Source organism: Mammaliicoccus sp. B-M6 (assembly GCF_022386965.1).
Lineage (GTDB): Bacteria > Bacillota > Bacilli > Staphylococcales > Staphylococcaceae > Mammaliicoccus > Mammaliicoccus sciuri_A.
Genome location: NZ_JAJNHJ010000001.1, coordinates 124,519 through 146,997, shown reverse-complemented (window position 1 = coordinate 146,997; position 22,479 = coordinate 124,519). Strand labels below are relative to the sequence as shown.

Here is a 22,479-nt window from a genome sequence, read left to right as displayed (position 1 = left end):
TTATATATGCCAGAGTTACCAGAAGTAGAAAGTGTTAAAAAAGTGATTGAACCTAAAATTGTCGGTGCCACAATAAAAAATGTAACTTTTTCAGAAAAAGTTGAATTGGGCAAATCGACAGGTAAAGAAACAATTATAAAAGGTAGTTCATTAGCTGTATTCAAAGAACGTACTGAACAATACAAGATTATGAGTGTCTATCGTAGAAGTAAATATATTTTTATGGAAATAGATAACGGTGAAAATAGCAATGTTATCATGTGTCACTTTGGTATGACGGGGGCATTCTTTACAGTTCCAGATTTAAGTCATATTGAAGTTGATAACCATAGAAAGCATTGGCACGTTATTTTCGAATTAGATAACGGATTCCAACTTATTTACACAGATATTAGAAGGTTCGGTGAATTAAGAGCATTGGAAGATTTAAGTGAATATCCTTCAGTCTTAAAAATTGCACCAGAACCGTTTGTTGAAGAAGCGTACCAACATTACTTAAATAAAGTAATGTCAAATAAATTTATAAATAAACCAATTAAAGTCGCGATATTGGACCATACAGTTATATCAGGTTGCGGTAACATATATGCTTGTGAAGCTTTGTTAAGAGCAGGCGTTCTTCCGATGAGACCAGTGAAAGATTTAACTTCAAAAGAACGTAAAGCGGTCTTTGATGAAGTGGTTAACGTGTTACAAGAGGGTATCGATAACGGTGGTTCAAGTATATCTGATTACTACAATGCAGATGGTGAAAAAGGGACAATGCAAGAAAAGCATAGAATATATGGTAAAAAAGTGTGTGGCCAATGTGGCGGGCAAGTATTACAAAAAGTCATTGCTACAAGAAACACGCACTATTGTCCAAATTGTCAAAAGTAGGTGTGAAAATGGCGAAAGTAATAGGTTTAACTGGAGGTATTGCAACTGGAAAGTCTACAGTATCTCGTATTTTAAAAGATAAAGGATTTTGTATAGTAGATGCCGATGTAGCCAGTCGAAAAGCAGTCGAAAAAGGAAGCGTTGGTCTACAACAAGTTAAAGAAGTATTTGGAGAAGAAGCGATTGTAGATGGTGAAATGAATAGACAATATGTTGGATCTATTGTATTTAAAGATCAAACAATGCGAGAAAAACTAAACAATATTATTCACCCGATAGTAAGAACAATTATGGATGAAGAAAAAGAAGAAGCATTAAGTCATGGTAAAAATGTCATAATGGATATTCCGTTATTGTTTGAGAACAAATTGCAAAATACAGTCGATGAAACTTGGTTAGTTTATACAGATCAAGAAACTCAAATACAACGACTTAAAGAACGTAATCAGTTAAGTGATGAAGAAGCGGAAGCAAGAATACAATCACAAATACCAATAGATGAAAAGAAATCATTAGCTGATTATATAATTGATAACAATGGAAGTTTAGAGGATTTACATCAAAATATTGATGATTTACTTAATAGTAAGGCGTTAAATCATTAAAATTAAATAAGATTAAAATGAAAGTGGATGAATAGCATTTGTTATTCATCCACTTTTTTAATTTATTTTAGAAAAAGATAATAGAAAACGTTTTCAACAAACTTTTAATGTGATATACTAATTGCAATAAATAGTATATCACATTAAAAGGGGTTCTCGACTATGAAGAAAAATATCGCAATTAATGGTTTAGGAAGAATTGGAAGAATGGTCTTAAGAGGTGCACTTAAATCAAATGATTTAAATATTGTGGCTATTAATGCTTCATATCCACCAGAAACAATTGCTCATTTAATTAAATATGATTCTACACATGGCAAATTAGATGGAGAAATTAAAGCAGTTGAAGATGGCATCATTATTGATGGTCATAAAATTTTACTTGTATCTGAAAGAGATCCTAAATTATTACCGTGGGGAACTTTAGGAATTGATATTGTTATAGAAGCAACTGGTAAATTTAATCATGGAGATAAAGCAATCGCACATATTGACGCTGGTGCTAAGAAAGTTATTTTAACGGGGCCATCTAAAGGTGGACATGTTCAAACAATTGTTAGAGGTGTAAATGATGATGCGCTCGATTTAAATGATTTTGATATTGTGTCAAATGCATCTTGTACAACAAATTGTTTAAGCCCAGTAGCCAAAGTTTTAAATGATACATTTGGAATCGAAAATGGATTAATGACAACTGTACATGCATTTACGAATGACCAAAAGAACTTAGATAATCCTCATAAAGATTTGAGAAGAGCACGTTCTTGTACGGATAGTATCATTCCAACTTCAACAGGTGCAGCAAAAGCATTGTCACTTGTATTACCTGAATTAGAAGGGAAAATGCATGGAATGGCATTAAGAGTACCAACTTCTAATGTTTCTCTTGTTGATTTAGTTGTCGATTTAAAACAAAATGTAACAGTTGAAGAAGTGAATGAAGCATTACGTCAAGCTAGTAATGGACCATTAAAAGGGATAATGGATATTAATGATGAGCCACTTGTTTCAATTGATTTCAAAACGAATCCACATTCAGCAATCGTTGACGAACAATCTACAATGGTCATTGCAGATAATAAAGTGAAAGTACTGGCTTGGTATGATAATGAATGGGGCTACTCAATGAGAGTTGTTGAACTAGCAGAACAAATTGCTCAAATACTTTCAGAAGTGAGAGAACAAAAAATTTCATAAGTGATATAAGTTACATTTAAAACGTAATGTGGTAAATTAAATACCGCATTACGTTTTTTATTTAATAATAATACTGTTAAGTATCTATAAGTGCATTTTGAAAAGTAGTGAGCGTTTAAAAAAATAACAAACTACTGTATAATCAACCTATGTAATAAGTATATGAGGGGTGAAACGAATGAGATGTCCAAACTGTAAATATGAAAATTCCAAAGTTGTAGACTCTAGACACGCGGATGATTTAGTAGCAATTAGAAGACGAAGAGAATGTGAATCATGTGGATTTCGTTTCACAACTTTTGAAAGAGTAGAGCTCACACCTTTAATCGTCGTAAAAAAAGACGGCGCAAGACAAACATTTAATAGAGATAAAATATTAAACGGTTTAGTACGTTCTTGTGAAAAAAGACCGGTTGCTTATCAAAAATTAGAAGAAATTACAAATCAAGTTGAAAAAGAATTAAGATCTGAAGGTAACACAGAAGTATCTTCAAATGATATTGGTGAAAAAGTTATGGAACATTTAATGGATGTCGATCAAGTATCTTATGTAAGATTTGCATCAGTATATAGAGAATTTAAAGATGTCGATCAATTATTAAAGTCTATGCAAGGCATATTGAAAGACCGAAAGTAAGGTGAGTATTAATGGCGGAATATTTTAGTGGTATCAAGCCAAGTGATGGCTTCTATGTTAAATCGAATTATAATTATACACATGTACATCAAGATATATTAGTTAGTTTATATACGCCATTAATTGGAACTGATGCAATTGGTGTTTATTTATATTTATCGCAATTTAATTATCATCATGAAACAGAAGCGTATAATCATTATACAATTATGAATGATTTAAGAATAAATTTATCTAGCTTTAGAGATGCTTTAGACTTGTTAGAAGGTATCGGCTTACTGAAGACGTATTTTAAGACGAATCAAGAAGCGCAATCATTTATTTATCAATTAGAGCAACCTGCTACAGCAGAGCAATTCTTTAATGATCCTTTATTATCTGTATTTCTATATCAACAAATTGGTAAGTCGAGATATATTAGATTAAAAAATAGATATAAAGATGACAGTGTGACGACTCAAGGCTTTCATGAAGTGACAAAGAGCTTTACTGATGTATTTAAAGTGCCAAAGTTGACGAATGTTGAACAACAAGATGATATCAATATTCGACCTGAATATAAAAGTAAAGGACTCGATTTGTCAGACGTTCAATTTGATTTTGAAATGTTAGAACTATTGTTGAGTAATCATTTGATTTCTAAAGAAATTTTAAATAAACAGACGAAAGAAGTCATCATACAAATTGCTACGTTATACGGTATTACACCGGTTGAAATGAAGTCTATTATCTTAAAATCCATTACAGAAAACCAAACGATTTCACTTCAAGATTTAAGAAAACATGCACGTACAATCTATCAAATAGAGCATGAAGGTGAATTGCCAACTTTAGATTTAAAAAATGAAAAACCTAAAGCAAATTCGCATTCTGAAAACAGCGAAGTGAACTCTTTGTTGTCATGGTTTGAATTGTTGGATACGACAAGTCCAATAGACGTGTTATCATCATTTACGCAATCTGAACCAACAATTGCACAAAAGAGAACTGTTGAAGATATTATTACACGCGAAAAATTACCGTATGGTGTAATTAACATCTTGTTAGAGTATGTAATGTTTAAAAATAATATGCAGTTACCGAAAGCATATATTGAAGAAATTGCTTCGAATTGGAAAAAACTTAAATTATCTTCAGCTGAAGAAGCCTATCATTATGTTAAAAATCTTGATAAACAAAAAGCTGAGAAGAAAAAAGAACGTAAAAATAATGCGAATAACCCTTATAAATTAAAATCAATTGAAAAGACACCAGAATGGTTATTAAAACAAAAATCTTCTGAATCAACTAAAGAAGAGAAACAAAATGATCATGAATCTGATGCTGCGTTTGAAAAAAGAAAACAAGCGCTTCAAAAAGAAATGGAAGCTTTTTGGAAAGAAGGTGATCAATAATGGAACCACTTGGACAACATTTGAAACAAAATAAAGATTTTCAAAAACGATTAGAAAAAATTAAAAAAGATACATTGTCTCATAAAGAGGTAAAGGCATTTTTAGAAGAACATCAATCTGAATTAACGAACGAAATGATTGATAGAGATTTAGATCAATTACAAGCATATAAAGATCAATCGAAATGTTGTGAGAAATGTGGGAGTTATGGCACTTGTATCAACTTTGTGAAAGGTCATGTACCTGAACTATACATTGAGAATGACCACATCAAAACAAGATACTTACCTTGTCCGAACAAAATCGAATACGATGAACAAAGGTTTGAATCAAGTTTAGTGACATCATTCCAAATGCCAGAAGAAACGTTGAAAGCGACGATTAAAGATATATACATCGAAAATGAGTCTAGAATGCAAATCATTAAGAAAGCTATGGATATCTGCAATAAAATCGTAGCAGGTGAAGAAGTTAAAGGGCTATATATTCATGGTCCATTCGGAACGGGGAAATCGTATATATTAGGAGCAATTTCAAATCAGTTAAAAGTCAAAAAGCAACCTTCTACAATTATATATTTACCTGAATTTATAAGAGTACTTAAAAATGGATTTAATGATGGTTCGTTCAGTAGTCGATTCGAAGCGGCTCGTGAAGCTAAAGTATTGATGTTAGATGATATTGGTGCAGAAGAACTGACGCCATGGGTTCGTGATGAAATATTGGGTCCATTATTGCATTATAGAATGGTCCATAAATTACCGACATTCTTTAGTTCAAATTTTAACTTTGATGAATTAGAATTTCATTTGAGCAAAACACGACAAGGTTCAGAAATAACAAAAGCTAGTCGAATAATGGAACGTATTAAAACAATCTCTGAACCATATGAGCTAGATGGTAAAAACTATCGCGCTTAATTTTAGCTTGATATTTTACAGTAGAGTTGTATAATTGAATTATCTTAAATGAATATACAAATTTAGAGGACATGACGTCTATAAAGCATTAACAGAGAGTCTCATTGAGCTGGAATTGAGATAATGCAATATAAATGGTTACTCCCTCAATACATGATGTGTTAATCCACATTCGGCTCAAGACCGTTATCTTATGTAGAGTTATCGTACTTATATGTGAAGTGCGTTAATGAGGGTGGTACCGCGAGAGATTTCGTCCCTTTGGATGAGGTCTCTTTTTTGTGTTCTTTAATAAAAAAGAGGAGGAAGTCGTTATGAGTGAGATAAATATTAAGTTTCCGGATGGTAATGTGAAAGGGTTTGAACAAGGCACAACTACTGAAGAAATCGCTCAATCTATTAGCCCAGGTTTAAGAAAGAAAGCTGTGGCTGGTAAATTTAATGGTCAGTTAGTAGATTTAACAAGAACTTTAGAAAATGATGGGGAAATTGAAATCGTTACACCTGGAAGCGACGAAGCTTTAGAAGTGTTAAGACATTCAACTGCACATTTAATGGCACAAGCTTTACAAAGATTATACGGAGATGTGAAGTTTGGTGTAGGTCCTGTAATCGAAGGTGGTTTCTACTACGACGTAGATACAGAACATAAAATTTCTAGTGACGACTTTGAAACTATCGAAAAAGAAATGAAACAAATTGTGAATGAAAACTTTAAAATTGAACGTAAAGTTGTAAGTCGCGATGAAGCAAAAGCATTCTTTAAAAATGATGAGTATAAATTAGAGTTGATCGATGCTATTCCTGAAGACGAAAATGTAACACTTTATTCTCAAGGTGAATTTACAGATTTATGTCGAGGCGTACATGTTCCTTCAACTTCAAAAATTAAAGAATTTAAATTGTTATCTACTGCAGGTGCTTATTGGAGAGGTGACTCAAACAATAAGATGTTGCAACGTATTTATGGAACAGCATTCTTTGATAAAAAAGAATTAAAAGCTTACTTGAAAGTATTAGAAGAAAGAAAAGAACGTGATCACCGTAAAATCGGTAGAGAACTAGAATTATTTACTACTAATCAAGATGTTGGTGCTGGATTACCTTTATGGTTACCAAATGGTGCAACAATTAGACGTGAATTAGAACGTTATATTGTAGATAAAGAAGTTGCAATGGGTTATGACCACGTGTATACACCAATTATGGCTAATGTAGATTTCTACAAGAGATCTGGACATTGGGATCACTATCACGAAGATATGTTCCCTCCAATGGATTTAGGTAATGAAGAACTTGTGCTTAGACCTATGAACTGTCCACATCACATGATGATTTATAAAAATAGTCGTCATTCATATAGAGAGTTACCAATTCGTATAGCTGAATTAGGTATGATGCATAGATATGAAGCAAGCGGTGCAGTATCTGGTTTACAACGTGTTAGAGGTATGACTTTAAATGATGCACATATCTTTGTTCGTCCAGACCAAATTAAAGAAGAATTTAAACGCGTTGTTAACATGATACTTGATGTGTATAAAGATTTCGGTTTCGAGGATTATAAATTCAGATTAAGTTATCGTGATCCAGAAGATAAAGAAAAATACTTTGACGATGACGAAATGTGGAATAAAGCACAAGCGGTTCTTAAAGAAGTAATCGATGAAATGGCTTTACCATATGAAGAAGCAATCGGTGAAGCGGCGTTCTATGGTCCTAAATTAGACGTTCAAGTTAAAACAGCAATGGGTAAAGAAGAAACACTATCTACTGCTCAATTAGATTTCTTATTACCACAAAAATTTGATTTAACTTATATCGGTAATGATGGTGAAGAACATCGTCCAGTTGTTATTCATAGAGGCGTAATTTCTACTATGGAAAGATTTACTGCATTCTTAATAGAAGAAACTAAAGGTGCATTCCCACTTTGGTTAGCACCAAAACAAGTGGAAATTATACCTGTAAATGTTGACTTACATTACGATTATGCAAGAGCATTAAACGATGAATTAAAATCTCAAGGTGTACGTGTTCATATTGACGACCGTAACGAAAAAATGGGATATAAAATTCGTGAAGCTCAAATGAAAAAAATACCGTACCAAATCGTTGTCGGTGATAAAGAAGTAGAAAACCAAGAAGTAAATGTACGTCGATACGGATCAAAAGATTCAAAAACAGTTGAAAAAGACGAATTCATCTGGAATATTGTGGATGAAATTCGACTAAAAAAGTAATAGCCTATTGAAATTTCTAGAATCATCGGGTATAGTTTTAATAGTGAAATTTAATTAAATATTCCTCAGTAATGAGTTAGAGGTTGCGATGTTCAAGAGTAATTATTCAGAAGCGAAATGGCGCGTATGTTGAAATAATGAAAGGGTGCATCGCCGAAACGAATCATATCCATAATATGATTTGTTGGGTCAGTGTTTAATAGATACTGGACTGTCACACTAAGTGATGTGCTACCAATTTGTATGGAATGTTCATATATCGGTCGCATATCTCTTGAGATATGCGACTTTTTTAGTGGCTCGATTGTGGAATGGAGAAAGGAAATAGCAATGAATCAAGAAAAATCAACGAACAATATTCAAAGGAAACTCAAAGATAGACATATCTCTATGATAGCCATCGGTGGTTGTATTGGTACAGGTTTATTTATGACTTCTGGCGGAGCCATTAGAGATGCTGGACCGGGTGGTGCATTACTAGCATATGCAATAGTTGGCTTGATGGTCTTCTTCCTTATGACATCATTAGGAGAAATGGCGACTTATTTACCAGTCTCAGGTTCTTTTAGTACTTACGCAACTCGATTTGTCGATCCTTCACTAGGATTTGCATTGGGATGGAACTATTGGTTTAACTGGGTTATTACAGTTGCAGCTGATATTACAATTGCATCTCAAGTTGTGAGTTACTGGGAACCACTAGAAATCATTCCATCATGGTTATGGAGTGTCATTTTTATGGTTATCATATTTGGCCTTAATGCACTTTCAGTTAGAGTATACGGGGAAAGTGAATACTGGTTTGCATTTATTAAAGTAGCTACAGTAATTATTTTCATTGGTGTAGGTTTATTAACGATATTTGGTTTACTAGGTGGCGAATACTTAGGATTTGATAACTTTGTAGCAGGTGATGCACCATTCTTAGGTGACTCGAACGTTAATACATTCTTACTTGTATTAGGTGTATTCTTAGTTGCAGGATTCTCATTCCAAGGTACTGAGTTAATTGGTATTACAGCTGGAGAATCTGAAAATCCTGAAAGAGCAGTACCTAAAGCGATTAAACAAGTATTCTGGAGAATTTTATTATTTTACATTTTAGCAATCTTTGTAATTGGTATGATTATTCCTTATACAAATCCAAACTTAATGGGTGGAGACGAAATTGCGAAATCACCATTTACACTAGTATTTGAGAATGCCGGTTTAGCATTTGCTGCTTCATTTATGAATGCTGTTATTTTAACTTCAGTATTATCAGCAGGTAACTCTGGTATGTATGCTTCAGTTAGAATGCTATTCTCAATGAGTAAAGATAAATTAGCATCACCAGTATTTTCAAAAACAAATAAATCAGGTGTTCCATACACAGCATTATTTGCAACAGCAGTAGTTGTTATACTTATATTTGCAATTGAGCATTTAAGTGGTGGCGCATACGAATATATTATCGCTGCTTCAGGTATGACAGGCTTTATTGCATGGTTAGGAATCGCAATCAGCCATTATAGATTTAGAAGAGCATTTGATCTACAAGATTATGATAAGACTAAATTAAAATATAAAGCTAAATGGTTCCCATTTGGTCCATTGTTCGCATTTGCTTTATGTGCGATTGTAATCGTAGGACAAGATGTTGATTTCATCCAAACTGGTGAATTCGAACCAAGAAGATTCTTTATTACTTATATGGGTATTCCTGTATTTTTAGCGTTTTATATTTTCCATAAACTAAAATATAGAACTAAAATGATTCCACTTGATAAAGTTGACTTAAGTCAAGATGTGGATATGAAAGAATTTGAAAAGAATATTAAATAAACATTGACATAAGGGTTTATAATTGGTAAGATAAGTTTTGTTGAATACGAAACGGACCAAGTAGAAGCATACCCGCTTCTCACCTGTAGTGACGCGTAAAGCAGTTAGCAGGTACAATAAACCTTTAAAGTTTATGGATGAGAACGGGTGCATTATGCATTCGTTCTTTTTTTCTTGGACGACTTCGTAAAATTCTAGGAGGTGTCAACCATAGCTAAAGATCAGACTCAAGTTAACGACAAAATTCGTGCAAAAGAACTTCGCCTAATTGGCCAAGATGGTGAGCAAATTGGTGTTAAATCTAAATATGAAGCCCTTGAAATGGCTGAACGAGTAGATTTAGACGTTGTAATCGTAGCGCCTAATGCTAAACCACCTGTTGCAAGAATTATGGATTACGGTAAATACAAATTCGAACAGCAGAAGAAAGAAAAAGAAATGCGTAAGAAACAAAAAGTAGTCAATGTTAAAGAAATTCGATTAAGTCCAACTATCGAAGAACATGACTTCGAAACTAAATTGAAACATGCTCAAAAATTCTTATCTAAAGAAGATAAAGTTAAAGTATCGATTAGATTTAGAGGTCGCGCGATCACGCATAAAGAAATTGGTCAACGTGTGTTAGAACGCTTTGCAGAATCTTGTAAAGACATAGCAACAGTTGAACAAAGACCTAAAATGGAAGGGCGTTCAATGTTCTTAATGTTAGCGCCAATTTCAAACGACAAATAAACCGAAATTATAGGAGGAAATCTCAATGCCTAAAATGAAAACTCATCGTGGAGCAGCAAAACGTGTTAAAAGAACTGGTTCAGGTCAATTAAAACGTTCTAGAGCGTTCACTTCACACTTATTCGCAAACAAATCTACAAAAGCAAAACGTAAATTGCGTAAAGCTTCATTAGTTTCTAAATCAGATACTAAACGAGTTAAACAAATGTTAACGTACGTAAAATAATAAACATAGCGGACTAATGGTCCATTTTAAGGAGGAATTATCATGCCACGTGTTAAAGGTGGAACAGTGACGAGAGCTCGTCGTAAAAAAGTTTTAAAATTATCTAAAGGTTACTTTGGTTCAAAACATACATTATATAAAGTTGCTAAGCAACAAGTTATGAAATCTGGTAACTACGCTTACCGTGACCGTCGTCAGAAAAAACGTGAATTCCGTAAATTATGGATTGCACGTATTAATGCGGCAGCTCGTCAAAACGACATCAGCTATAGCCGTTTAATGAATGGTCTTAAAGTAGCTGGTATTGAAATTAACCGTAAAATGCTTTCTGAAATCGCTATTTCAGACGAAAAAGCATTTGCTGAATTAGCTACTAAAGCTAAAGACGCTTTAGCTAAATAATTGCATTTCATTGTTGTATAAGCTGTCAATAAAGTTATTAACTTTATTGATGGCTTTTTTTATGAAATAATATAGTAGAAAGTGCGTCTTCTTTACGCTTCAAATTCGCTTTGATAAAATAGTGTAGAAATAAGAATAAGGAGTCTATTATGTCTAAATTTGATGAAATGATTACAGTAGTACCACGTAAATTAATATTTAAAGACGAAGCTTATCAATTTGATGGGTTTAAATCTATTCAAGATGAAGAAACTAAATATATTTATGAAACAATTAGTCAATTTGAAACAAAACGTCGTGGCGATATGGAAGAAGATCCTTCATATAAACAACTTATTTCATATTGTATATTAGAAAATGAGGACGACGAAGTACTTGTGTATGAAAGATTAACTGGTGGTGGCGAAAGCCGATTACATGGTTTAAGTTCAATAGGAGTAGGCGGTCATATGAATGATGTCCCTGAAGCTGTAACAGTTGAAGAGGTAATCAGAGAGAATGCTGCTAGAGAACTTGAAGAAGAAGTTGGTTTAAACAAACAAGATGTAGCTAACATGGAGTTAATTGGATTTATAAATGATGATCAAGATGAAGTAGGTAAAGTTCATATTGGTGTTGTTTTTAAATTAAAAGTTAATAAATCTAGCGTTGAAGCAGTTGAAACAGACACTTTAAAAATTAAGTGGGCTGATCAAACAGAATTGTTGAATCATAAGAATTATGAAACATGGAGTAGTCTAATTATAGATGGTATATACAGAAGAGGTGAGTAACCTTGAGTGAAATTATTCCATTTCCAAAATTAAAAAAACAACTGGTTAACAATATTAATCTTGCGATTCGAAATGAACAATTTGATGAAGCGTATGAATTGTTTGAAACGTATGAGCAACATTTTGAGATGGATGATGACCTATCAATAAAGAAATGTGAAGTCTTAAAATCTTGCCGTTACTATCTTGAATTGCGAGAAGAAGCGAGTATATTGCTCAATCAAGGTCATCCATTCTATGACAAAATAGTTATTTATTTTGTAGAAAGTTTATACTTTCTAGAACAATATCAAACGGTAGTTGAAATTATTAATCAAATTAAAGATGAAAATATCGAACATGCTACGAGAATGGTATTGCTACCTATACAAGATATGGCTAAAGAAAAGTTAAACCAAAGACAGTTGAAAGCTTCAGAGGTATTGAGAACATTTCAAGAAACACAATTTGAAGAACAAATTAATCTACTTATAGATTTAATTGATCATCACTTAGGTATATTTAATTTAACTTTAGCTCAAATTATTGAGAATGAAGTATTGCATCCTAATGTGCAAAGTTTAATATTAGAATATTTAAGATTAAGTGAATGGTCAGCTGAAGTTAAATTCAATAAAATAGATGAGAATATTACTGTTATACCGACTGAATTACCTGGTATAGAAAGAACAAATTTTACACAAAATATCATTCCTAAAGTAATTGATCAACTTGAAATTGATAGCCCAGCATCTATAGAGTTAGCTAAAAGTTTATTAAACCAACATGCCATTATTATGTATCCAATTACACTAAATGATATAAATGATGATGTTTTAGTTGCATGTTACTTGAAACTTTTATCAGAACGTTTTAATATAGACGCTAACTACGAAAGTGTGACTCAACAAGATTGGGACATATTCATTGAAGTCATTCAAAAATTGCAATGAATATAAACACTATAGTTGAAACATTAGAAAGCTATGTTATAATTAAAGAGTTGAAAATTTATAAAATTAGGATAATCACGGAGGTTTTTATTCATGACAGCAACATGGGAAAAGAAAGAAGGTAACCAAGGTTTATTAACTGTTACGGTTCCTAAAGAAGAAGTAGATAAAGGATTAGACAAAGCATTCAAAAAAGTTGTTAAACAAATTAATGTACCTGGTTTCCGTAAAGGTAAAATGCCAAGACCATTATTTGAACAAAGATTTGGTGTTGAATCATTATACCAAGATGCTTTAGATTTCATTTTACCTGAAGCATATGGTAATGCAGTAGAAGAGGCAGAAATCAACCCAGTTGATCGTCCAGAAATCGACGTTACACAAATGGAAAAAGGTAAAGAACTTATCTTTGAAGCAACTGTAACTGTTGAACCAGAAGTTGAATTAGGAGACTATAAAGGTCTTTCAATCGAGAAACAAGATCGTGAAGTAACTGACGAAGAATTCAATCAAGCAATTGAAGATGCAGTAAGCCGTCAAGCTGAATTAACAGTTAAAGAAGGCGAAATCGCTGAAGGAGACGTTGTTAACATTAACTTTGATGGTTATGTTGATGGTGAAGCTTTCGAAGGTGGTCAAGCAGAAGGTTATGATCTTGAAATTGGTTCTGGATCATTCATCCCTGGATTTGAAGAACAATTAATCGGTCTTAAAGCTAACGATAGCAAAGATGTTGTTGTCACATTCCCAGAAGAATACCACGCTGAAGAATTAGCTGGTAAAGAAGCTACTTTCAAATGTGAAGTTAACGAAGTAAAATCTAAAGAAATTCCAGAATTAGATGACGAGTTAGCACAAGAACTTGATGAATCAGTTAGCACAGTTGATGAATATAAAGAAAAATTACGTAAAGACTTAGAAGAAGCTAAAGTTAATCAAGCAGAAGCAACTGAAAAAGAAGAAGCTATTACAAAAGCTACTGACAATGCAAAAGTTGATATTCCAGAAGCTATGATTAATACAGAATTAGATCGTATGATGCAAGAATTTGAACAACGTATTTCTCAACAAGGTTTAAACCTTGAGTTATACTATCAATTCTCAGGTCAATCAGAAGAAGAACTTAAAGCACAAATGAAAGAAGATGCTGAAAAACGCGTTAAAACTAATTTAACTTTAAGAGCTATTGCTGATGCAGAGAATATCGAAGTATCTGATGCAGATGTTGAAGCTGAATTCACTAAAATGAGCGAACAATTTGGATTATCTGTTGAAGATATTAAAGCAACATTAGGTAATAACGATATTTTAGTTAATGACCTTAAAATCCAAAAAGTTATCGATTTATTAGTAGCTGAATCAGCTGGAGAATAATAATTATTCGGTATTAAAGTAACTATAGTAGCAGAATATTTCTGCTACTATTCTTTTTTAGTCCGTTTAATTTGAAAAAGTAAAAAACATTTAGTATAGTCTAAAAAGAATAGGGGTGTAAAAATGTTTAAATTTAACGATGGTGAAGAAAACTTAAAATGTTCTTTTTGTGGTAAAGAACAGGATCAAGTTAAAAAACTTGTTGCTGGTAGTGGCGTATATATTTGTAATGAATGTATAGAATTATGTTCTGAAATTGTAGAGGAAGAATTAAAGTCACAAGAACCAGAACAGTTTACTGATGTTCCTACACCTAAAGAAATTATGGAACAATTAAATGATTATGTTATCGGTCAAGAAAATGCGAAAAAATCATTAGCTGTAGCTGTTTATAATCATTATAAACGTGTACAACAACCTTCTGAAAGCGAAGATGGTGTTGAATTACAGAAAAGTAATATTGCATTAATCGGACCTACTGGTAGTGGTAAAACATTGCTTGCACAAACGTTAGCTAAATCATTAAATGTACCATTTGCAATTGCAGATGCAACAAGTTTAACTGAAGCAGGTTACGTTGGTGAAGACGTTGAAAATATATTATTAAGATTAATCCAAGCAGCAGATTTCGATGTTGAAAGTGCTGAAAAAGGTATCATTTACGTGGATGAAATTGATAAGATTGCACGTAAATCAGAGAATACGTCAATTACACGTGATGTATCTGGTGAAGGTGTACAACAAGCGTTACTTAAGATCTTAGAAGGTACGACAGCAAGTGTACCGCCACAAGGTGGAAGAAAGCATCCAAACCAAGAGTTTATTCAAATAGATACAACAAATATTCTATTTATCCTTGGTGGTGCCTTTGATGGTATTGATGAAGTTATTAAACGTAGACTTGGTGAAAAAGTTATCGGCTTTAGTAGTTCAGGTGATGAAATTAGTGACGAAGAATCATTATTATCACAAATTAGACCAGAAGATTTACAGGCATATGGTTTAATTCCTGAATTTATTGGTAGAATTCCAATTGTAGCTAACCTTGAAACATTAGATGTTGATGCATTGAAAAATATTTTAACGCAACCTAAGAATGCGTTAGTTAAACAATATACTAAGATGCTTGAATTAGATGATGTTGAACTACAATTTGATGAACAAGCACTTACGGCTATTAGTGAATTAGCAATAGAACGTAAAACAGGTGCACGTGGACTTCGTTCAATTATTGAAGAAGCTTTAATCGATATTATGTTTGATATTCCATCTAGCTCTGATGTAAGTAAGGTAGTTATTACTGAAGATACAATTAGAGATCATAAATTACCAAACTTATATGATAGTGAAGGTAATTTAATCAATGATGAAAAAACATCAGCATAATCACATATGATTATAAAGGCTGAGACATGTTATTAACTGTCTCAGCCTTCTTTAATGTTTAAAAGTGATTTGATAGACCTATCGTTACTGTGTTTAAAATATAAGTAAGATAAGATATAATAAAAGAAACAAACTTGTAGGAGAAAACGATGAAAATTAATCCGAATAATGTAGATATTATAATCAGTGCAGTAGATCCAAAACAATATCCTGAGACTGGTTTGCCAGAAATAGCACTTAGCGGACGTTCAAATGTTGGGAAATCAACATTTATCAATACGTTAATTTCAAGAAAAAAAGTTGCAAGAACGTCATCGAAACCAGGTAAGACACAAACATTAAACTTCTTTAATATCGATGAGCAACTTATCTTTGTAGATGTGCCAGGTTATGGATATGCTAAAGTTAGTAAAAAACAAAGAGAACAGTTTGGTAAAATGATTGAGCAGTATTTAACAACTAGAGAAGCATTAAGATGTGTAATTCAATTAGTTGATATTAGACATAAACCGACTCAAGATGATGTGTTGATGTATAACTATCTGAAACATTTTGAAATACCAACTATAGTCATTGCGACTAAAGAGGATAAAATTCCTAAAGGTAAAGTACAAAAGCATTTAAAAATCATTAGACAAACCTTAGAATTAGATCCTGAAGATAAATTGATTAGTTACTCATCTTTAAACAAAGATAAGACAGACAATATTTGGGCATTATTGTCACAATTTATTTAAACAAATTACTCACATTTCTAGATTAGAAATGTTATAATTTAGACATTGGACATAAATTAATGGGGGCGTTAGAAGTGCATGTTGTTGTAGTAAGCGTAAACTATAAGACTGCAGATGTTGCAATGCGTGAAAAACTAGCTTTTAATGATCAAGAAATTGAGAATGCGCTTGTAACACTAAACAATCAAAAATCTATATTAGAATGTGTAATCTTATCGACTTGTAATAGAACTGAAGTATATGCTGTTGTAGATCAAATTCACACTGGTAAATATTATATTCAGTCATTTTTAGCAGATTGGTTTGATCAATCTTTAGATACAATTAAACAATATACAAATGTTTTAACTGAGAATGACGCAGTGGAACATTTATTCAGAGTAACTTCTGGATTAGACTCTATGGTTCTAGGAGAGACTCAAATTCTAGGTCAAATGAAAGACGCATTTCAAATTGCTCAAACAGAGGTTACAACCGGAACGATGTTTAACCGTCTGTTTAAACAAGCAATTACTTTAGCTAAACGTGCGCATCATGAGACTGATATTGCGTCAAATGCTGTTTCAGTTTCTTATGCAGCTGTTGAATTATCTAAAAAAGTTTTAGGTAAATTAGATAATAAGAAAGCATTAATCATTGGTGCAGGGGAAATGGCTGAGTTAGCTGTTGCGAATTTAAATGGTAGTGGCGTTAAAGACATCACTGTTTTAAACCGTACAGTAGCAAAAGCGGAATCTCTTGCGATGCAGTATAAAGGTGTAGCGAAAAGCATCAATGAATTACAATGTTCATTAATGGAAGCTGATATTGTGATCAGTTCTACTAGTGCGGAACATTATGTATTAACTAAAGATATGATGCGTGATGTAGAGCGTTTTAGAAGAAATAAGCCGTTAGTATTAATTGATATTGCGGTACCTAGAGATATAGACCCAGGTGTAAATGATTTAGATTCAATGTTTAATTATGACGTGGATGATTTAAACGGACTTGTTGATGCTAATTTAGCTGAACGTGAACAAGCAGCACGTGAAATTGAATTATTAATTGCTAAAGAAATTGATAAACACGATGAATGGGTAAATATGTTAGGTGTTGTGCCAATCATTACGGCATTAAGAGATAAAGCATCACATATACAACAAGATACAATGATGAGTGTTGAAAGAAAGCTTCCTGATATGACTGACAGAGAGCGTAAAGTTATTTCTAAACACATGAAGAGTATCGTCAATCAACTATTAAAAGATCCGATTACACAAGCAAAAGAATTATCAACGGACAAAAAATCAAAAGAAAAATTAGAATTATTCCAAGAAATCTTCAATATCTCAAGTGAAGTTGAGCGAATAAATGAAACTAAGAAAGAATTAAAACAAGATCAATTGTCTCCTAAAACAGTTGAATCTTAATACAAAATAATGGTGATGCTATGCAAGATGTAATTTCTGTACGTTTGCATGAAATAGTATTAATTATTTACATGATTTGTTTAGGGTGCTATTTTTATGACTTTATTCAAAAGAATTCTAAAGTTAGAAAGTTTGGGTATTATGCGCTAGGGATTGTTTGGATTTTTCAAACAATCTTTTTGTGCATGTATATTTTTACAACTAAACAATTCCCTGTACTTACAATTTTCGAAGGATTTTATTTTTATACATGGATGATTATCACTGTTTCATTAGTTTTAAATTATTTTAAATCCACAGATTTAACAGTCTTTATTATCAATTTGATTGGATTTGTATTTTTAGTTATTCATACATTTAGACCAGAACAGTATGACACAGAAAATACTGCTGCAAATATAATGAATGAATTACTTTTAATACATATTTCTTTAGCTATTTTAAGCTATGTTCTTTTTGCATTGAGTACATCACATGCAATTTTGTATTTGTTACAAAGAAAAAATTTAAAAGAGAAAAAATTTAATCAAAAGTTCTTTAGAATGGGCAGTATTGACCAATTAGAACAAAATGTATTTAGATTTACATTAGTAGGATTTTTAGTCTTATTAATTAGTTTAATACTTGGCATTCAATGGGGACTTATTATAATTGGTAGTGAAATATGGGTTGATAGTAAAGTAGTCGGTTCCTTAATTGTCTTACTACTTTATGGTATTTATTTATTTTTAAGAGTAAGAAAATCAATCAACACAAAAACGTTAGTTATAGCAAATATTATGATGTTTCTCGTGTGTATGATAAATTATTTGGTGGTCTCAAAATTTTCAGGATTTCATCAATGGTTTAACTAAACAATGGTGGAGGAAATTATGCGTAAAATTATTGTAGGTTCAAGAAAAAGTAAATTAGCTATGACGCAGAGTCAGCAATTTATAGATAAACTAAAAGAAAAACACCCAGATTTAGATATTGAAATTAAAGAAATCGTTACAAAAGGTGACAAAATTATTGATGTTCAATTATCTAAAGTTGGCGGTAAAGGATTATTCGTTAAGGAAATACAACAAGCATTATTCAATCATGAAATTGACTTTGCTATTCATTCCTTAAAAGATGTTCCAAGTGAATTACCTGGTGAATTAACATTAGGATGTATTCCAGAACGTGAAAATCCATTTGATGCATATATCGCAAATAACCATGTCAAACTTGCAGATTTGAAACCAGGTAGTATTGTTGGTACAAGTTCATTAAGACGTGGTGCACAATTATTAGCAAAATATCCTCATTTAGAAATTAAGTGGATTCGTGGAAATATTGATACACGCTTAAATAAATTAGAAACTGAAGACTTCGATGCGATTATACTTGCTGCAGCTGGATTAAAACGTATGGGCTGGAGTGATGATATCGTTACTGAATATTTACAAGAAGATACGATGGTACCTGCTATAGGGCAAGGTGCACTAGGTATCGAATGTCGAAGTGATGATCAAGAATTATTAGATATTCTTAAATCAGTTCATGATGAGAATGTTGAAACATGTGTAACGTGTGAAAGAACATTCTTAAATGAAATGGATGGTAGTTGTAAAGTGCCAATAGCTGGTTACGCAACACTTGAAAATGATGAAATTTCATTTACAGGTTTAATCATGTCTCCAGACGGTAAAGAAAGATATGAATCAACAATAAAAGGAACTGACCCTGTTGAAATAGGTAAACAAGTTTCTGAAGAACTAAAAGCACAAGGTGCATATGAAATCATTAAGAAATTGAACGAAGAAGCATAATAAGGAGTCGTTAACATGAAGCCAATCATTGTGGTTACAAGTACAAGAACTGTTCAACGTGAAGATGTCGAAATTCGTCATTATCCGTTCATTGATATTGTTCCTATCAAATTTGAACAATCTTGTTTAAAACCACACTATGATTGGCTTATTTTTACGTCTGTAAATGCGATCAAAATATTTGAACCATATTTAAATCAAATAGAAGTCGATCGTATAGCAGTTATCGGTACAAAAACAAAAAAAGTAGCAGATCAGTACAACATCCCAGTGGATTTAATGCCAGATTCATTTACTCAAGAAGGTTTATTACATGAATTTAAAGATCAGTTCACAAATCAATCTATATTAATCCCGTGTAGTAAACAAGCTAGAGATAAACTGGCGAAAGAACTTATGAAATGGGATAATCAAGTACAAGTTCTGCATCTTTATGAGCCTGTTACAAATATAGAAAATGTTAGAAAAGTACATGAACTGATACAACAGCAAGAAATAACGCATGTTACTTTTTCAAGTTCATCAGCTGTTTCTAGTTATTTTGATAACTATAATCGAATTCCGGGCTCAGTTGAAGTTTATGTAATTGGTGCGATAACAGAGCGAAAGTTAAATACATATCATCAACCTTCTAAAGTAGCAGAAGAATACACATTAGAAGGCATGATAAATACAATTTTGAAAGAGGTAAAATCATGAAATTTGATAGACATAGAAGACTTAGATCATCTCAAGTAATGAGAAATATGGTGAAAGAAACGTATGTTCATAAATCAGATTTAATATATCCGATTTTTGTAATTGAAGAAGATAATATTAAAAACGAAATATCTTCAATGCCAGGTATTTATCAATTAAGTTTAAACTTATTAGAACAAGAGCTTAAAGAAGCTTATGATTTAGGCATTAGAGGTGTTATGTTCTTTGGTATACCAAATGAGAAAGATGCTTGTGGAACAGGTGCTTTTATTGATGATGGTATTATACAAAAAGCAACACGATTATCTAAAAGTAAATTCCCAGATATGTTAGTTGTTGCGGATACATGTTTATGTGAATATACAGACCACGGACATTGCGGTGTAATAAACGAAGAAACAAAAGATGTAGATAACGATCAATCATTAGAATTACTTGTAAAAACAGCTGTATCACAAGCTAAAGCTGGGGCAGATATTATTGCGCCAAGTAATATGATGGACGGATTTGTCGCTGAAATTAGAGAGGGCTTAGATCAAGCCGGATTTATAAATATTCCTATTATGAGTTATGGTATTAAATACGCATCTAGTTTCTATGGTCCATTCAGAGAAGCAGCAGAAGGGGCACCTTCATTTGGTGATCGTAAGACTTATCAAATGGATCCAAGTAATCGATTAGAAGCATTCAGAGAATTAGAAAGTGATATTAAAGAAGGTTGCGACATGATGATTGTTAAACCAGCACTTAGCTATTTAGATATCATTAGAGATGTTCGTAATCGATCAGACTTACCAATTGTTGCATACAATGTAAGTGGAGAATACAGTATGACAAAAGCAGCTGCATTAAATGGCTGGATTGATGAAGAAAAAATCGTGATGGAACAAATGACGTCAATGAAACGTGCTGGAGCTGACATGATTATTACTTATTTTGCTAAAGATATTTGTAAATATTTAGACGGAGGAGACTACTAATATGAGATATGAACGTTCAATAAATGCCTATGGTGAAGCCGTAAATTTAATGCCAGGAGGCGTAAATAGTCCAGTACGTGCTTTTAAATCAGTAGATACACCACCGATTTTTATGGACCACGGACAAGGATCTAAAATTTATGATGTAGATGGTAATGAATACATTGATTATGTGTTAAGTTGGGGACCATTAATTCTAGGTCATACACATGAAAAAGTAAAAGCTGCATTACATGAAGCAGTTGATAAAGGAACTTCATTCGGTGCATCAACTGAACTTGAAAATAAAATGGCTAAACTTGTTATTGAACGTGTGCCATCTATTGAAATGGTAAGAATGGTTTCTTCAGGTACAGAAGCGACATTAGCTGCTTTACGTCTTGCTAGAGGATATACTGGCAGAAATAAGATATTGAAATTTGAAGGATGCTATCACGGTCATAGTGATTCATTATTGATTAAAGCAGGTTCTGGTGTTGCAACTTTAGGTTTACCAGATTCTCCTGGTGTACCAGAAGGCACAGCTAAAAATACTGTAACTGTACCATATAATGATATTGAAGCTGTAAAAGTTGCGTTTGAACACTTTGGTGAAGATATTGCAGGCGTTATAGTTGAACCAGTTGCTGGTAACATGGGCGTCGTGCCACCAGTTGAAGGCTTCTTAGAAGGTTTACGCGATATTACGAAAGAATATGGCTCATTACTTATTTTCGATGAAGTCATGACTGGATTTAGAGTTGGCTATAATTGTGCGCAAGGTTACTTTGGTGTAACACCTGATTTAACATGTTTAGGTAAAGTTATAGGTGGCGGACTACCAGTTGGAGCATTCGGTGGTAAGAGAGAAATTATGGAAGAAATAGCACCAGTCGGTAATGTATATCAAGCAGGTACACTTTCAGGTAACCCGTTAGCAATGACAAGTGGTTACGCAACACTAAGTGAATTAACTGAAGAAAGCTATCAATACTTTAATGAACTTGGAGATTTACTTGAAAAAGGTCTAAAAGAAGTGTTTGCGAAACATTCTGTTCCGATTACGGTTAATCGTGCAGGTTCAATGATCGGTTATTTCTTAAATGAAGGACCTGTAACTAACTTTGATGAAGCGAACTCATCAGATTTAGAACTATTCAGCAAAATGTATAGAGAAATGGCTCAAGAGGGCGTATTCTTACCACCTTCACAATTTGAAGGTACATTCCTATCTACTGCGCATACTAAAGAAGATATTGAAAAAACAATTCAAGCTTTTGATACAGCATTAGAAAGAATTACAAACGAATAAAACTTACCTCAAAATATAGAAACATAAATGATATAATCTT

At 32.6% G+C, this 22,479-nt stretch carries 22 protein-coding genes, 1 riboswitch and 1 other annotated feature; all 22 genes read left to right on the top strand.

Annotation, left to right across the window (positions count from 1 at the left end; translation table 11 throughout):
* Nucleotides 1-6 precede the first annotated feature (6 nt).
* The 22 genes from mutM (at nucleotide 7) to hemL (ending at nucleotide 22,439) form a co-directional block, all read left to right on the top strand.
* Complete coding sequence (gene mutM / locus LQ693_RS00755; protein WP_025904303.1) at nucleotides 7-879, top strand: bifunctional DNA-formamidopyrimidine glycosylase/DNA-(apurinic or apyrimidinic site) lyase; 873 nt, start codon at nucleotides 7-9, stop codon at nucleotides 877-879.
* Between the two features lie 8 nt (nucleotides 880-887).
* A complete protein-coding gene (gene coaE / locus LQ693_RS00750; protein WP_103360781.1) occupies nucleotides 888-1,484 on the top strand; it encodes a dephospho-CoA kinase in 597 nt (198 codons plus the stop codon).
* Nucleotides 1,485-1,646: 162 nt separating this feature from the next.
* The gene (locus tag LQ693_RS00745) at nucleotides 1,647-2,681 is read left to right on the top strand and encodes a glyceraldehyde-3-phosphate dehydrogenase (protein WP_025904301.1); all 1,035 of its coding nucleotides are present in this window, start codon (nucleotides 1,647-1,649) and stop codon (nucleotides 2,679-2,681) included.
* A gap of 178 nt (nucleotides 2,682-2,859) precedes the next feature.
* Entirely contained in the window at nucleotides 2,860-3,318 is a 459-nt protein-coding gene (nrdR, locus tag LQ693_RS00740; protein WP_025904300.1) for a transcriptional regulator NrdR, read from the top strand.
* A gap of 11 nt (nucleotides 3,319-3,329) precedes the next feature.
* Complete coding sequence (locus LQ693_RS00735; RefSeq protein ID WP_103360780.1) at nucleotides 3,330-4,712, top strand: replicative helicase loading/DNA remodeling protein DnaB; 1,383 nt, start codon at nucleotides 3,330-3,332, stop codon at nucleotides 4,710-4,712.
* Nucleotides 4,712-5,632: a primosomal protein DnaI gene (gene dnaI / locus LQ693_RS00730; RefSeq protein ID WP_025904298.1), complete on the top strand. Its 921-nt coding sequence runs from the start codon at nucleotides 4,712-4,714 to the stop codon at nucleotides 5,630-5,632. The genes LQ693_RS00735 and dnaI overlap by 1 nt, the downstream gene beginning before the upstream one ends.
* Nucleotides 5,633-5,946: 314 nt before the next feature.
* Nucleotides 5,947-7,875, top strand: a complete 1,929-nt coding sequence (gene thrS / locus LQ693_RS00725) for a threonine--tRNA ligase (RefSeq protein WP_119475067.1) — start codon at nucleotides 5,947-5,949, stop codon at nucleotides 7,873-7,875.
* Between the two features lie 69 nt (nucleotides 7,876-7,944).
* A riboswitch (Lysine riboswitch) is annotated at nucleotides 7,945-8,117 on the top strand.
* 88 nt (nucleotides 8,118-8,205) lie between these two features.
* On the top strand, nucleotides 8,206-9,699 hold the full coding sequence (locus LQ693_RS00720) for an amino acid permease (RefSeq protein ID WP_025904296.1): 1,494 nt from the start codon (nucleotides 8,206-8,208) through the stop codon (nucleotides 9,697-9,699).
* Nucleotides 9,700-9,751: 52 nt separating this feature from the next.
* Nucleotides 9,752-9,877: a sequence feature (ribosomal protein L20 leader region), on the top strand.
* Nucleotides 9,878-9,900: 23 nt separating this feature from the next.
* Nucleotides 9,901-10,431 (top strand): translation initiation factor IF-3, encoded by a 531-nt coding sequence (gene infC / locus LQ693_RS00715; RefSeq protein WP_025904295.1) that lies wholly within the window; start codon nucleotides 9,901-9,903, stop codon nucleotides 10,429-10,431.
* Nucleotides 10,432-10,456: 25 nt separating this feature from the next.
* Nucleotides 10,457-10,657 (top strand): 50S ribosomal protein L35, encoded by a 201-nt coding sequence (gene rpmI, locus LQ693_RS00710; RefSeq protein WP_016910907.1) that lies wholly within the window; start codon nucleotides 10,457-10,459, stop codon nucleotides 10,655-10,657.
* Nucleotides 10,658-10,699: 42 nt separating this feature from the next.
* Nucleotides 10,700-11,059, top strand: a complete 360-nt coding sequence (gene rplT, locus LQ693_RS00705) for a 50S ribosomal protein L20 (RefSeq protein WP_025904294.1) — start codon at nucleotides 10,700-10,702, stop codon at nucleotides 11,057-11,059.
* Nucleotides 11,060-11,208: 149 nt separating this feature from the next.
* Nucleotides 11,209-11,832 (top strand): NUDIX domain-containing protein, encoded by a 624-nt coding sequence (locus LQ693_RS00700; protein ID WP_025904293.1) that lies wholly within the window; start codon nucleotides 11,209-11,211, stop codon nucleotides 11,830-11,832.
* Nucleotides 11,833-11,834: 2 nt separating this feature from the next.
* Nucleotides 11,835-12,764: a hypothetical protein gene (locus tag LQ693_RS00695; RefSeq protein ID WP_119475066.1), complete on the top strand. Its 930-nt coding sequence runs from the start codon at nucleotides 11,835-11,837 to the stop codon at nucleotides 12,762-12,764.
* A gap of 93 nt (nucleotides 12,765-12,857) precedes the next feature.
* The gene (gene tig / locus LQ693_RS00690) at nucleotides 12,858-14,138 is read left to right on the top strand and encodes a trigger factor (RefSeq protein WP_239702936.1); all 1,281 of its coding nucleotides are present in this window, start codon (nucleotides 12,858-12,860) and stop codon (nucleotides 14,136-14,138) included.
* A 123-nt stretch (nucleotides 14,139-14,261) separates the two neighbouring features.
* Nucleotides 14,262-15,524, top strand: coding sequence for an ATP-dependent Clp protease ATP-binding subunit ClpX (clpX, locus tag LQ693_RS00685; RefSeq protein ID WP_025904290.1), 1,263 nt, complete (start codon nucleotides 14,262-14,264; stop codon nucleotides 15,522-15,524).
* Between the two features lie 149 nt (nucleotides 15,525-15,673).
* Nucleotides 15,674-16,261, top strand: coding sequence for a ribosome biogenesis GTP-binding protein YihA/YsxC (yihA, locus tag LQ693_RS00680; protein WP_025904289.1), 588 nt, complete (start codon nucleotides 15,674-15,676; stop codon nucleotides 16,259-16,261).
* 74 nt (nucleotides 16,262-16,335) lie between these two features.
* On the top strand, nucleotides 16,336-17,673 hold the full coding sequence (gene hemA / locus LQ693_RS00675) for a glutamyl-tRNA reductase (RefSeq protein WP_103360777.1): 1,338 nt from the start codon (nucleotides 16,336-16,338) through the stop codon (nucleotides 17,671-17,673).
* A gap of 20 nt (nucleotides 17,674-17,693) precedes the next feature.
* Nucleotides 17,694-18,527: a cytochrome C assembly family protein gene (locus LQ693_RS00670; RefSeq protein ID WP_025904287.1), complete on the top strand. Its 834-nt coding sequence runs from the start codon at nucleotides 17,694-17,696 to the stop codon at nucleotides 18,525-18,527.
* 18 nt (nucleotides 18,528-18,545) lie between these two features.
* Nucleotides 18,546-19,469: a hydroxymethylbilane synthase gene (gene hemC, locus LQ693_RS00665; RefSeq protein ID WP_119475065.1), complete on the top strand. Its 924-nt coding sequence runs from the start codon at nucleotides 18,546-18,548 to the stop codon at nucleotides 19,467-19,469.
* Nucleotides 19,470-19,484: 15 nt separating this feature from the next.
* Nucleotides 19,485-20,168 (top strand): uroporphyrinogen-III synthase, encoded by a 684-nt coding sequence (locus tag LQ693_RS00660; protein ID WP_025904285.1) that lies wholly within the window; start codon nucleotides 19,485-19,487, stop codon nucleotides 20,166-20,168.
* Nucleotides 20,165-21,148 (top strand): porphobilinogen synthase, encoded by a 984-nt coding sequence (gene hemB / locus LQ693_RS00655; protein WP_025904284.1) that lies wholly within the window; start codon nucleotides 20,165-20,167, stop codon nucleotides 21,146-21,148. The genes LQ693_RS00660 and hemB overlap by 4 nt, the downstream gene beginning before the upstream one ends.
* Before the next feature lies 1 nt (nucleotide 21,149).
* Nucleotides 21,150-22,439 carry a glutamate-1-semialdehyde 2,1-aminomutase gene (gene hemL, locus LQ693_RS00650; protein WP_025904283.1) on the top strand — a complete coding sequence of 430 codons (1,290 nt, stop codon included), beginning with the start codon at nucleotides 21,150-21,152 and terminating at the stop codon, nucleotides 22,437-22,439.
* Nucleotides 22,440-22,479: the final 40 nt, after the last annotated feature.